This window comes from Streptomyces sp. NPDC058691 (assembly GCF_042714775.1).
GTDB lineage: Bacteria > Actinomycetota > Actinomycetes > Streptomycetales > Streptomycetaceae > Actinacidiphila.
Window position 1 is genome coordinate 49,421 of record NZ_JBHXSO010000031.1, and the last position, 12,222, is coordinate 61,642.

The 12,222-nt window shown below is 72.6% G+C and carries 10 protein-coding genes; 3 read left to right on the plus strand and 7 right to left on the minus strand.

What is annotated here, in order from left to right:
- Window positions 1-100: 100 nt before the first annotated feature.
- The gene (locus ACFWVC_RS22380) at window positions 101-1,084 is read left to right on the plus strand and encodes a TAXI family TRAP transporter solute-binding subunit (RefSeq protein WP_384288647.1); all 984 of its coding nucleotides are present in this window, start codon (window positions 101-103) and stop codon (window positions 1,082-1,084) included.
- A gap of 116 nt (window positions 1,085-1,200) precedes the next feature.
- A complete protein-coding gene (locus tag ACFWVC_RS22385) occupies window positions 1,201-3,039 on the plus strand; it encodes a bifunctional serine/threonine-protein kinase/glutamate ABC transporter substrate-binding protein (RefSeq protein WP_384288649.1) in 1,839 nt (612 codons plus the stop codon).
- Window positions 3,040-3,070: 31 nt separating this feature from the next.
- On the opposite strand, the gene ACFWVC_RS22390 is transcribed toward ACFWVC_RS22385, so the two are convergent.
- From ACFWVC_RS22390 to ACFWVC_RS22410, 5 genes are read right to left on the minus strand one after another with little or no spacing between them, the layout of a single operon-like run.
- On the minus strand, window positions 3,071-4,852 hold the full coding sequence (locus ACFWVC_RS22390; RefSeq protein WP_384288652.1) for an HAD-IA family hydrolase: 1,782 nt from the start codon (window positions 4,850-4,852) through the stop codon (window positions 3,071-3,073).
- Window positions 4,853-4,900: 48 nt separating this feature from the next.
- Window positions 4,901-6,004: an ABC transporter ATP-binding protein gene (locus tag ACFWVC_RS22395; RefSeq protein WP_384288654.1), complete on the minus strand. Its 1,104-nt coding sequence runs from the start codon at window positions 6,002-6,004 to the stop codon at window positions 4,901-4,903.
- Window positions 6,005-6,012: 8 nt separating this feature from the next.
- Entirely contained in the window at window positions 6,013-6,849 is an 837-nt protein-coding gene (locus ACFWVC_RS22400) for an ABC transporter permease (protein WP_384288658.1), read from the minus strand.
- Window positions 6,837-7,730 (minus strand): ABC transporter permease, encoded by an 894-nt coding sequence (locus ACFWVC_RS22405; RefSeq protein ID WP_384288661.1) that lies wholly within the window; start codon window positions 7,728-7,730, stop codon window positions 6,837-6,839. Before ACFWVC_RS22405 ends, ACFWVC_RS22400 begins: the two co-directional genes overlap by 13 nt.
- An 8-nt stretch (window positions 7,731-7,738) precedes the next feature.
- A complete protein-coding gene (locus tag ACFWVC_RS22410) occupies window positions 7,739-8,890 on the minus strand; it encodes an ABC transporter substrate-binding protein (protein ID WP_384288667.1) in 1,152 nt (383 codons plus the stop codon).
- Between the two features lie 269 nt (window positions 8,891-9,159).
- Between ACFWVC_RS22410 and ACFWVC_RS22415 the strand changes: the two genes are divergently transcribed.
- Window positions 9,160-9,927 (plus strand): GntR family transcriptional regulator, encoded by a 768-nt coding sequence (locus ACFWVC_RS22415; protein WP_384288671.1) that lies wholly within the window; start codon window positions 9,160-9,162, stop codon window positions 9,925-9,927.
- Here the strand turns inward: ACFWVC_RS22415 and ACFWVC_RS22420 are convergent.
- Together ACFWVC_RS22420 and ACFWVC_RS22425 are read right to left on the minus strand one after the other, a co-directional pair.
- Complete coding sequence (locus ACFWVC_RS22420; RefSeq protein WP_384288675.1) at window positions 9,902-11,290, minus strand: sensor histidine kinase; 1,389 nt, start codon at window positions 11,288-11,290, stop codon at window positions 9,902-9,904. The two genes, ACFWVC_RS22415 and ACFWVC_RS22420, sit on opposite strands and share 26 nt — an antisense overlap.
- A gap of 11 nt (window positions 11,291-11,301) precedes the next feature.
- Entirely contained in the window at window positions 11,302-12,009 is a 708-nt protein-coding gene (locus tag ACFWVC_RS22425) for a response regulator transcription factor (protein WP_384288679.1), read from the minus strand.
- Between the last annotated feature and the right edge of the window lie 213 nt (window positions 12,010-12,222).

Genomic DNA, 12,222 nt, shown 5'->3' on the forward strand with positions numbered 1-12,222 from the left:
CTCGTGCTCACGTTCCCCTCGACTGCGGGCATCACGTCTCCAGCCGGTCCCACGCCGGGGGCGCTGGCCAGGGCGGGAGGGGGCTGGCAGTATCGCCGGGATGGAGGCTCCCCCGATCGGCAGGCGCCGGATCGTGCAGGCGGTGCTCGCGACGGCGGCGGCGGTGGCGCTGCTGGCGTGGTGGCTGCTGCCCGCGGACGGGCCGTCGTACCCGGAGGGGACGGTCTCGTTCTCGACCGGGTCGCGCAACGGGGTCTACGAGACCTACGGCATGCGGCTCAAGCCGTACCTGCGCACCGATCTGCCGGGCGTGCAGGTGCGGCTCGTGCCGTCCGAGGGGTCGGTGGACAACGTGCGGAGGGTGGCGACCGGGGAGGCGGACTTCGCGATCGCGGCGGCCGACGCGGTCGCGGACTACCGGGGCGAGGGGGCCGGACGGCTTCGGGCGTGCGCCCGGCTGTACGACGACTACATGCAGCTGGTGGTGCCGGCCGACTCTCCGGTGCGGTCGGCGAAGGATCTGCGGGGGCTGCGCGTCGGGGTGGGGCAGCCCAGTTCCGGGGTGAACCTCATAGCGCGGCGGCTGCTCACCGCGGCGGGTCTGGGGGGCCACGGGGACGTACGCCGGGAGACCGTCGGCATCGACAGGGCGCCGCAACTGCTGCAAGAGGGAAAGCTGGACGCGTTCTTCTGGTCGGGCGGCCTGCCGACGAAGGCCGTGACGGATCTGGCGGAGAGGTCCGACATCAAGCTGGTCCAGCTCGGCGACCTCGTGACCAGGCTGCACGCGGGGAGCGACGAGTCCGGCTACTACCGGCAGGCGCTCATGCCCGCGGACGCCTATCCGATGATCAAGGGCGGGCGGGCCGTGCAGACGATCGCCGTGGCCAATCTGCTGATCACCACGGACCGGCAGGACACGGGGCTGGTCGAGCAGCTGACCCGGACGGTGATCGACAGCCGGGACCGGATCGGCCAGGAGGTGCACGCGGCGCAGCTGGTGGATCTGCGGACCGCCGTCTTCACCGACCCGCTGCCGCTGCACGCGGGGGCCGAGCGCTACTACCGCTCAGTGAAGCCATAGGCCCAATAAGCGGTGTTCCGTCCGACATGTGATCATCTCCGCGCCCCGGGGCCGATGTTCATCCCTGTCGCCGCCCCATAACCTGTAGCCGACCACGGACCGATGGGGGCACAGGCATGAGCACTGAGGGTATTCCGGAGACCCTCATCGACGGCCGCTACGAGCTGCGCAGGCAGCTCGGGCGCGGCGGCATGGGCGTGGTCTGGGAGGCGTACGACAACCGGCTCGGCCGTCAGGTCGCCGTCAAGGAGCTGCTGTTCCGCGGGGCGATGGACCCGGAGACGCAGGCGCAGTGGGTGGAACGGGCCCGCCGGGAGGCGCAGGCCATCGCCCGGATCGGGCACGAGCACGTGGTCGCGGTGCACGACGTGATCGAGGCCGAGGGCCAGGTCTGGATCGTCATGGAGCAGGTCAACCCGCACTCCCTGGCCGACCAGTTGCGCGAGCGGGGCCGTCTGCCGGCGCTTCAGGCGGCGCGGATCGGGCTGGAGGTGCTGCGCGGGCTGCGCGCGGTGCACGCGGCCGGCGTCCTGCACCGGGACGTGAAGCCGCACAACATCCTCTTCCGGCGCGACGGCCGCGCCGTGCTGATGGACTTCGGCATCGCGACCTTCGAGGGCGCGGCCCAGGTGACACGGCTGCACGAGACCGTGGGCACCCCGCAGTACCTCGCGCCGGAGGTGGCCAACCGGCAGCCCCCGACGCCCGCCTCCGACCTGTGGTCGCTGGGCGTCACGCTGTACGAGATGGTCGAGGGCAGGGCGCCGTTCCGGGGGCCGACGCCGTACGAGGTGCTGGAGGCGGTGCGCACCTCGGAGCCGCCGCCGATGGCGCACGGCGGGCCCTTGCGCCCGCTGGTCGACGGACTGCTGGTGAAGGACCCCGAAGCCCGGATGTCGGCGCAGCGCGCGGAGCAGTTGCTGCAGCACGTGGCGCAGGAGACCCCGCAGTTCTCGATGCCCGTCCATCCCGACTACGACCCGCAGACCACCCAGTCGGAGGCAGTTTCCGTCCCGGAGCGGCCCACGGACCCGTCCGCGGCGGAGGAGGCCGGGCCGGCCCCCCGGCCCGGCGGCGGCCGACCCGCGTGGCGGCGCTGGCGCGCGCTGCTGGCCGGCGGCGTGGGGCTGGTGGTGCTCGCGGCGGCCGGCTGGTTCGCCACCGACCGGATGCGGGAGGACAACGGGCTGAGGCTGGCCGGCTCCCCGACGTACGAGGCGGCTCGCGAGCGCGGCTATCTGCTCGTCGGCGTCAAGAAGGACCAGCCGGGGCTGAGCCAGGCGACCGCCAAGGGCCGTTACGAGGGCTTCGACATCGACCTGGCCTGGGCGATCGCCCGTCATCTGGGTTTTCAGCAGGTCAAGTTCACGGTCGTGGACACCCAGTCCCGCGAGTACCGGCTGCGTGCCGGGCAGGTCGACCTGATAGTGGCCAGCTACTCGATCACGCCGGAGCGCAAGCAACTGGTCGACTTCGCAGGCCCCTACTACCAGGCCGCGCAGGACTTCCTGGTGCGCACCAACTCGCCGATCCACGGGGCGCAGGACCTGTTCGGCCGCAAGGTGTGCACGGTCACCGACTCCACTCCCGCCGAACGGCTCGGGAAGCAGTTCCCGTTGATAAAGACCGACCAGCAGGCCTCGTACGGGATCTGCGTCAAGGAACTGCTGGCCGGCCGGGTCGACGCCGTCTCCACCGACGACATCATCCTGGCCGGCTACCAGGCCCAGCATTCCGCGCAACTGCGCCTGCTGGGTGTGCCGTTCGGAAGTGAGGAGTACGGCGTGGGCATCCACCAGAACGAGCCCGCGCTGAAGCACGCCATATGCGACGCGATCCAGGACGAGATCACATCGGGTGCCTGGCGGGCCTCGTACATCAAGCACCTCAAGCCGCTCACCTCGCAGCAGCTCGCGGACCAGCGGCCGCCCGAGGTGATGGAGCAGTGCGCCTGACGGCGCCGCTGTCCCCGGGCGGCCTCGCGGGTCAGCGCAGCGCGAAGGTCGTGACGACGGCGGCGTGGTCGGAGGGCCACGCGTTGCCCGCCGCGTCCGGCTCGGGGCGGGGGTCGCCGGTGACGAGGGTCGTGGAGTCCAGGACCTCCAGCCCGCTGCCCGCGTAGAGCACGAAGTCGATCCGGTCCTGCGGCTCGGGCGCGGGGACGACCGGGGACCAGGTGGTGCCCGGGTCGCGCACCGGGTCGGGGTGGGCGTCGCGGTAGGAGTCGCGCAGTCCCGCCGCCTCGGCCTCCAGGGTGACCGGCCAGGGCACCGGGCCGCGGCCGCCGTGCAGCGGGGCGGCCTCGGCGGTCCAGTCCAGGTGGGAGGGGACGTTGAAGTCGCCGACCAGCAGCACCGGGGTGGTGTCGCGGGCGGCGAGGTCGCCGGCCATGTCGCGCAGGATGTGCCGGATCTCGCCGAGGCGTCCCGAGGAGGCCTCGTGCTCGGTCAGCACCTCGACCGGCTGCCCGTCGTGGAGGGCGTCGTAGGGGCCGTAGGGCGTGTAGTTGAGGTGCGCGCTCCACAGCGTGACGTCGTGGTCCGCGTCCAGCCGGACGGTCGCGCCGAGTCCGCCGTAGAACGGCGTCGCGGGCAGGCCGTGGCGGGAGACGATCGGGTAGCGGCTGATGACGCCGAGGTTGTCGCCGGCCTGGTGGTAGTCCCAGCCGAGGGCCTCGGCGAGCTCCTTGGCGGAGTGGGTCCGGGTCTCCTGGAGGCCGACCACGTCGACGTCCGCGTCCAGCAGGACGCGCAGTTGCTTGTCGCGATGGTCGTCGACCTTGGTGCCGCCGAGCCACAGGTTCCAGGTCATGACGCGCAGCCGGCGCACCAGGGGTTCGCCGGCCGCGGCGACCGGGACCCGGACGGTGACCGCGGCGGTGCGCCCGTCGTCGTCGGTGGCAGTGACGGTGAGCGCGGCCTCACCGGGCGCGTCGGGCGTGCCGGTGACCGAGCCGTCGGCGGAGACCTCGGCCCAGCCGGGGCCGGCGCTCATCGCGTACGTCACGGGGGCGCCGCGCAGCAACCCGGCCACGGTGGCGCGGAAGGGCTCGCCGGCGCGGGCGGCGCGGGTGGTGAAGGCGGGCACCAGGAAGGACGGTTCACGGCGGACCAGGTCCCGCAGCATCGTGACGCCGGCCCGTTCCAGACTGCCCAGCACCATGCGTCCCGGGCCCGGCGCGATCGGCGCCATGGAGGGCACGGCGAGCACCCGGCAGCCGGCGGCCTCGGCGGAGGCCACTCCGGTCGGGGTGTCCTCGACGGCGACGCAGGAGGCCGGGTCGGCGCCCAGGGCGCGGGCCGCGGCGAGGTAGGGGTCGGGGGCGGGCTTGGTCCGCTCGGTGTCGTCGGCGGTGAAGGAGACCGCGAAGCGGTCGCGGCCCAGCACGTCGAGGACGATGTCGACGACTTCGCGCGGCGAGGCCGACACCAGCGCGATGGGGACGGCGTGCCGGGCGAGTTCGTCGAGCAGTTCGATCGCGCCGGGTCGCGGGACCGTGCGGCCCCGGACCCGGCTCGCGAACTCGCGGTGCAGGACGGCGGCCAGCTCGTCGGCGCGGGTCGCCGTCCCGGTCGTGCTCACCAGATGTGCGGCAGTGTGCTCGACGGCGCGGCCGAGGACCTCGGTCACGTCCGCGTCGCCGAGCACGTGCCCCAGCCCGGCGGCCACTTGCTCGACCGCCTCCCACCACAGCTCCTCGGTGTCGACGAGCGTGCCGTCCATGTCGAACAGGACGGCTTTGAGCGGGTGGTTCGGGGGGCGGGTCACGGGGCTCTCTTTCGACAGGGTGTGGGGGGATGGGCGGTGCGGTCGGGGTCAGGCGGCGCGCGCGGCCACCAGGACGGGGCGGTCGGGCAGGGTCAGGGTGACGGTCGCGCCGGGCGGCAGCACGGAGGCCTCGGTGCTGGGCAGGTCGGCCTTGACGTCGGTGCCGTCGGACAGCCGTACGGTCACCCGGGTCACCGCGCCGAGGAAGGCGGTCGCCACGATGTGCGCGTCGCCGGTGGGGTCGGCGGCCACGCTCACCGCCTCGGGACGCACCAGGACGTCGACTTCGCGCCCTTCGGAACCCTCGGGGGCACCGCTCTCGGCGGGCAGGCGGCGGCCCAGGACCTCGACGTACCCGTCGTCGGCCAGGTGGCCCGGGATTCGGCTGTTGGTGCCGACGAACTCGGCGACGAAGGCGGTCGCCGGGCGGTCGTACAGCTCGGCGGGGGCGGCGCACTGCTCCAGGCGGCCGGCGTTCATGACGGCGACGCGGTCGGCCATGGACAGCGCCTCCTCCTGGTCGTGCGTCACGAACAGGGTGGTGATGCCGAGTTCCAGCTGCAGGCGGCGGATCTCCTCACGGAGGTTGGTGCGCACCTTGGCGTCCAGGGCGCTCAGCGGCTCGTCCAGCAGCAACACGCGCGGCCGCAGCGCCAGGGCGCGGGCGAGGGCCACGCGCTGCTGCTGGCCACCGGAGAGCTGGTGCGGGAAGCGGTCGGCGTGGCTCGGCAGGCCGACGAGCTCCAGCAGTTCGGCGGCGCGCTTGCGGCGCTCGGCGGTGCCGACCTTGCGCATGCGCAGCCCGAAGGCGACGTTGTCGGCGGCGCTGAGGTGCGGGAAGAGGCTGTAGGACTGGAACACCATGCCGGCGTCGCGGCGGTGCGCCGGGATCGAGGTGACGTCCTTGCCGTCGACGAGGACCTGACCGGAGTCGGGGTTCTCGAAGCCCGCGAGCATGCGCAGCGCGGTGGTCTTGCCGCAACCGGACGGGCCCAGCAGCGCGAGCAGTTCGCCGGGCCGCACGGTCAGGTCCAGCCCGTCCAGGGCGGTGGTGGTGCCGAAGGACCGGCGCAGCGCCCGGAACTCGACGGTGGCGCCGCCCGCGGTGCGCGGCACGGCGTCGGTGGGCGGGGCGGGGACGGTGTCGGTCATGGTGTCGGTCACTCCTGGGAGGCGGTGCGTGTCGAGGAACGGCGTCCGCTGAACGCGGTCAGTGCCAGCAGCAGCGCCCAGGTGACGAGCAGGCTGAGCACCGAGACGGCGACGGACAACTGGGCCTGCGAACCGCTTGCGGTGACGATCCACACGGCGAAGGGCTGGAAGCCGAGCAGCGAGGCGACGGTGAACTCGCCGAGCACGAGGGCGAGGGTGAGGAACGAGGCGTTCAGCAGTGCCCCGCGCAGGTTCGGGAGCACCGTGCTGATCAGGGCGCGCGGGTAACTCGCCCCGCAGGATCGGGCGGCCTCCACCAGGGTGCGCACGTCGATGGCCCGCAGGCCCGCGTCGAGCGCCCGGTAGACGAACGGCAGCGCCATCACCACGTCCGTGAGGACCAGCACCACGGGGAAGTCCGGGTTCTGCACGGCCACGAACGTCTGGAACAGGGGCGTGCTGGACAGGTACTCCGGGCCCCAGCCCAGCACGGTGCGGACACCGGCCACCAGGGCGATCGGCGGCACGACCAGCGGCAGCGAGCAGACCACCTCGACCAGGGGGCGCAGCCGGGGCGCCGACAGCCGCAGCGCCACCATGGCGGGGACCATGAGCAGCAGCACGACGAGGACGGTGGCCGCTGCCAGCTCCAGGGAGAGCAGCAGGCTGGTGGTGAAGCCCTCGGCCGCGAAGATCTGCCCGTAGGCGTCGAGGGTGAAGCCCTGGCCGGGGACGTCGACGGTGAAGATCGCCGAGGCGGCCAGCGGCACCAGGAAGTAGATGGCGGCGAAGGCGAGGACGACGCCCCGCCAGGGCCGCAGCCGTGCGGTGGTCACACGAGCCATCGCGCGCTCCGTCGTTGCAGGGGCAGGTAGATCGCCATGACCAGGCCGGCGACGACGACCATGTCGAGACTGAGGGCCAGGCCGACGTTCTCCTGGCCGACCAGCACATTGCCGGAGATGGCGTCGGCGATCTGGAGGGGGACCAGAGGCACCGAACTGCCGACCATGGCGGCGGCGGTGGCGTACGCGGCGAAAGCGCTGCCGAAGAGCAGCACGAAGCCGCCGAGCAGCGAGGGGGCCAGCACGGGCAGCGCGACGTGCCGCCAGTACTGGACGCCGGTGGCGCCGTTGTTCTGGGCGGCCTCGCGCCACTGCACCCGCAGCCCGTCCAGCGCGGGGGTGACGGTGAGGACCATCAGCGGGATGAGGAAGTACAGATAGACGATCACCAGGCCCCAGAAGCTGTAGAGGTTCCAGCCCTTGTCGGCGAGGCCGAGGCGCCGCGTGAGGATGCCGGAGTTTCCGAGGGTGGCGACGAAGGCGAAGGCGAGCGGCACGCCGCCGAAGTTGGCGAGCACGCCGGAGGCGGTCAGAACGGCCTCGCGCAGCGCGCGGAAGCGCGAGGTGACCACGGCCTGCGCGAGCAGCAGCCCGCACAGGGTGCCGATCGCCGCGGAGAGCGCCGACAGCTTGACGCTGCCCCACAGGGCGGTCAGATAGGCGCCCTGGAGGGAGTCGGTCAGATTGGCCGTGGTGTACGAGGAGGTCCCGGTGGCGGGGTCCTTGACGGTGAAGGCGCCGTTCAGCATGGCCAGGGCGGGGGCCCCGAAACTGATCGCCACGAAGACGAGCAGCGGGGCCACCGCGAGCCAGCCGGCGGGGCGCCGCCGCGCCGGGGACTTCTCCCCGGCGTCGGCGACGGGCGCAACGGTGGCGGTCATGAGGTCGGTCATCCGGTGACGGCCTTGGCCCAGCCCTGGGCGAGGACGTCCTTGGCCTTGGCCTGCTGGTCCTCGGTCGGGAAGGACGGGGTACCGCTGACCTCGGGGAGGGCGGCGGCGGCGGCCTTGTCGAGGGTGCCGGCGGACTCCATGGCGGGCATCAGGACGGGGCGGGCGAAGCCCTTCAGCCACAGGTTCTGGCCCTCGGCGCTGTAGAGGTACTCCTGCCACAGGCGCGCGGCCGCGGGGTGCGGGGCGTCCTTGTTGATCGCCTGGGAGTAGAACTGGGCGTACTTGCCGTCCTCGGGGATGACGACCTTCCAGTCCAGGCCCTTGCTGGCGAACTCCTTGGCGTAGCCGGCGTTCAGGTAGTCCCAGTCGATGGAGATGGGCGTCTCGCCCTTCTCGACGGTGGCCGGGGTGGACTCGACGGGCGTGTAGTTGCCGTTCTTCTTCAGCTTGGCGAAGAAGTCCAGGCCGGCCTGGATGTCGTCGAAGGAGCCGCCGTTGGCCAGGGCCGCCGCGTACACGCCGCCGAAGGCGGAGCCGGACTTGGTCGGGTTGCCGTTCATGGCGACCTGGCTCTTGTACTCCGGCTTCAGCAGGTCGGCGAAGGTCGTCGGGCAGTGCTTGACCGCCTTGGCGTCGCAGCCGATGGAGACGTAGCCGCCGTAGTCGTTGTACCAGCGGGCCTGTGCGTCCTTCTGGGCCGCCGGGATGTCGTCGAAGGAGGCGACCTTGTAGGAGGCGAACAGGCCCTGCTGGGCACCGCTGAGCGCGAAGGAGCTGCCGAGGTCCAGGACGTCGGGGGCGCGGTCCTGGCCCTTGCGGGAGGTGACGGCGTTGATCTCGTCCTGGCTGGCGGCGTCCGGGGTCTCGTCGTTGATCTTGATCCCGTACTTCTTGGTGAAGCCGTCGATCAGCTCGCCGTAGTTGGCCCAGTCGCGGGGCAGGGCGATCGCGTTGAGGGTGCCCTCCTTCTTGGCGGCGGCCACGAGGGCGTCCATGCCGCCGAACTCCTCGGCGGAGGTCGCGGTGGCGGCGCTCTTGCCGTCGGCGGAGGTCTGGGTGGAGGGGGCGGAGCCACAGGCGCTGAGGGCCAGCGCGGTCAGAGCAAGACCGGCGGCGACGGCAGCCGCCTTCGGGAGGGACGCGGGCACGGATGTCTCCTGGGTAGGGGTGTCGGGTCCTGGGCAACGAGGACCGGCATCACTTGTTTGAACAAGTGGACCCCAGTAGGCCCGGCAACCATGTCCTTTCCGTTAACACAACGAGAACCCCGGACAGCTGCCGAAGGACAGTACGCCGCTGATGGCAACGGATCTGCGTCGTCAGCAAGTTGACCGATGCCCCTGCGGACGGACGCCGTCCGGCTCGTCTACGCTGACCCCTGTTGTGCGCAGACGGCGAATGAACGGAAGGGGACGCGGTGACGGCGCGGCACGAGGAGATCGCCGAGGAGTTGCGGCGGGCCATCGACGACGAGCAGTACACGGTCGGCGCCCTGCTGCCCCCGGAGACCGAACTGGCCGCCCGCTACGGCGTCTCCCGCGGCACGGTGCGGCAGGCGATCGCGGCGCTCACCACCGAGGGCCTGATCGGCTCCCGGCAGGGCGCCCGCCGGGTCGTCCTGGCCAGCCGGCGCAGCCAGAGCTTCGCGGAACTGCGCAGCTTCGCCCAGTGGGCCCGCGCCATGGGCCGCGCGGCCTCCGGCAAGGTGGTCTCCTCCGAGACCCGGCCGGCCGGCGTGGAGGACGCCACGCGCCTGCACCTGCGCGCGGGCACCGACGTGCTGTACGTGCTGCGCGTGCGCGGCCTGGACGGCGAGCGCGTGCTGGTCGAGCGCACGGTGTACGCGGACTGGATCGCCCCGGCGGTGCTGCGCATAGAGCCGGACTGCGAGTCGGTGACCCAGCGGCTGTACGACGACACCGGGCTGGTCTTCGCCTACGGCGAGCACCTGATAGACGCCGTCGCGGCCGGCACCAGGGACGCGGAACTGCTCGGCGTGCGGCGCGGCAGCCCGCTGCTGCGGGTGCGGCGGGTGACGACGACACAGAAGGGCCGCCCGGTCGAGTGGTCCGACGACCGCTACCGCTCGGACGCCGTCAACTTCAGCATCCACAACTCCATAGGGTCCAATCCGCTGGCCCGCCAGGCCGGTCCGGGCCTCAAGGAGCCGTACGCGGCACCGTGACCGTCACGCGCAGCCCGTGCGGCTCGTTCGGGGCGTAGGCGATGGCGCCGCCGCCCTGGGTCAGCAGGACCCGCGCGATGGACAGGCCGAGCCCCGAGCCGTCGACGTTCTGGTGCCGCGGGCTGCGCCAGAACCGGTCGCCGATGCGGGCGAGTTCGTCCCCGTTCAGGCCCGGGCCGCCGTCCGCCACGGTGACCTCGACCCGGCCGGGGCGGGTCGCCACGGCGGTGCCGACACGCACCCGTTCACCACGTGGGGTGAATTTCAGGGCGTTGTCGATGACGGCGTCCAGCGCGCTGGACAGCGCGAGCCGGTCCGCCCACCCGGTGGCCGCCGCGACACCGTCGTAGGACAGTTCCACCCCCTCGCGGTCGGCGACGGGCCGCCAGGCCTCGACGCGTTCGGCGGTGAGGGCGGCGATGTCGGCGAGGGCGAGGTCGGCGGCGGCGTGCTCGGCGGTGGCCAGGCCCAGCAGGTCGTCCAGGACGGAGGCGAGGCGCTTGCCCTCCTCCCGGACCGAGGCGATCTCCTCGTGGCCCTCCGGGAGTTCCAGCCCGAGCAGCTCGATGCGCAGCAGCAACGCCGACAGCGGGTTGCGCAACTGGTGCGAGGCGTCGGCGACGAAGGCCCGCTGCTGGTCGAGCACCTCCTCGACGTTGTCGGCCATCTCGTTGAAGGAGCGCGCCAGCCGCCGCAGTTCGGGCGGCCCTCCGGCGGCCGCGACACGGGACTTCATCCGCCCGGTGGCGATGTCGTGGGTGACCCGGTCGAGCACCCGGACCGGCCGCAGCACCCAGCCGGTGAGCCGGAAGGCCGCCATCACGGCGACCGCCATGGCGGCGAGTTCGCCGGCGGCCAGCAGCAGCCAGCCGCGCAGGATGCGGGAGCGCATCGCGCCGGTCGGCGAGTCGGTCAGCACGACCGCGACGACGTCGCCGTCCCGGACGACCGGGGAGGCGACCGACAGCCGGCGGTGCTGCCAGGGCCAGACCTGCCGGGGGTCATGACTGCGGCGCCCGGCCAGCGCCTCGCGGTACGCGGTCCTGGCCTCACCGCCCTGCGCCAGCAGCCAGCCGGTCGGCGCGGAGGCGATCGGCCGCCCGTCGCGGCCGAAGACGCCGGCCCGGATGCCGTACACCTGCTGGTACTGCAGCAGGTCGGCCTTGAGGGTGCCCTCCCGTTCGCCGCCGGTGTCGGTGTTGACGTACTGGGCGAGCGCGGCGAAACGCGCGGTGTCGTCGATCCGGTCGACGACGACGCGCTGCTGCTGGGCGGCGGCCAGGCTGGCGGCCAGTGGGAAGCCGAGCGCCAGCAGCACACCGGCCATGAGGACGATGAGCAGGGGGAGCAGCCGGGTGCGCACCGCGCGCGTCCCTAGGAGGACGGCACGACGAGCCGGTAGCCGACCCCGCGCACGGTCTCGATCAGGGACGGCAGGCGCAGCTTGGACCGCAGCGACGCCACGTGCACCTCAAGAGTGCGCCCCGTTCCCTCCCAGCTCGTCCGCCACACCTCACTGATGATCTGCTCGCGGCGGAACACCACGCCGGGGCGCTGCGCGAGCAGCGCCAGCAGGTCGAACTCCTTGCGGGTGAGCGCCACCGGCTCCTCGCCGACGGTCACCTTGCGGGTGGCCGGCTCCAGGCAGACCGGCCCGAGCCGGATCAGGCCGCCGTCGGAGGCGGTCTCCTCGCCCTCGGCGCCGGGCCCGTCCTGCGCCTTGCGGCGGCAGACGGCGTGGATACGGGCGAGCAACTCTCCGGTGTCGTACGGCTTCACCACGTAGTCGTCGGCGCCGAGGTTGAGGCCGTGGATGCGGGAGCGCACGTCGGCGCGCGCCGTCACCATGATCACGGGTATGGCGGTGCGCAGCCGGATCCTGCTGCACACCTCGAAGCCGTCCTGGTCGGGCAGGCCGAGGTCGAGCAGCACCACGTCATAGGCCGGACCGTGGTCCGGCAGGAGGGCGTGCAGCGCCTCCTCGCCGCTGCGGGCGTGGGTGACCTGCAGCCCGTGCTTGCCCAGCACGGCGGCCAGCGCGGCGGCGACCCGGTGGTCGTCCTCCACGAGCAGCAGCCTCATCCGTTCACCTCCCGCCGCCTGTCCTTCACGTTCCGGAAATGATGACCCACCCCCGCATCCACGCGGATCGGCGATGCGCGCGTCAAGCGGCTCCGGGCGCGGGCGCCCGACTGTTACGGAGCCGGTACGCTCCACCGGCCGGCGCGCTCACCCAGAGTGCAGGAATTGTGTCCGTCGGTGACCGGATCGTGATGCTCAAGTTCCCCTCAGATC

Coding starts and splice junctions, on each gene's coding strand:
- ACFWVC_RS22395 (WP_384288654.1), bottom strand. CDS start 6,004: ATGACCGACACCGTCCCCGCCCCGCCCACCGACGCCGTGCCGCGCACC.
- ACFWVC_RS22400 (WP_384288658.1), bottom strand. CDS start 6,849: ATGGCTCGTGTGACCACCGCACGGCTGCGGCCCTGGCGGGGCGTCGTC.
- ACFWVC_RS22385 (WP_384288649.1), top strand. CDS start 1,201: ATGAGCACTGAGGGTATTCCGGAGACCCTCATCGACGGCCGCTACGAG.
- ACFWVC_RS22380 (WP_384288647.1), top strand. CDS start 101: ATGGAGGCTCCCCCGATCGGCAGGCGCCGGATCGTGCAGGCGGTGCTC.
- ACFWVC_RS22405 (WP_384288661.1), bottom strand. CDS start 7,730: ATGACCGCCACCGTTGCGCCCGTCGCCGACGCCGGGGAGAAGTCCCCG.
- ACFWVC_RS22425 (WP_384288679.1), bottom strand. CDS start 12,009: ATGAGGCTGCTGCTCGTGGAGGACGACCACCGGGTCGCCGCCGCGCTG.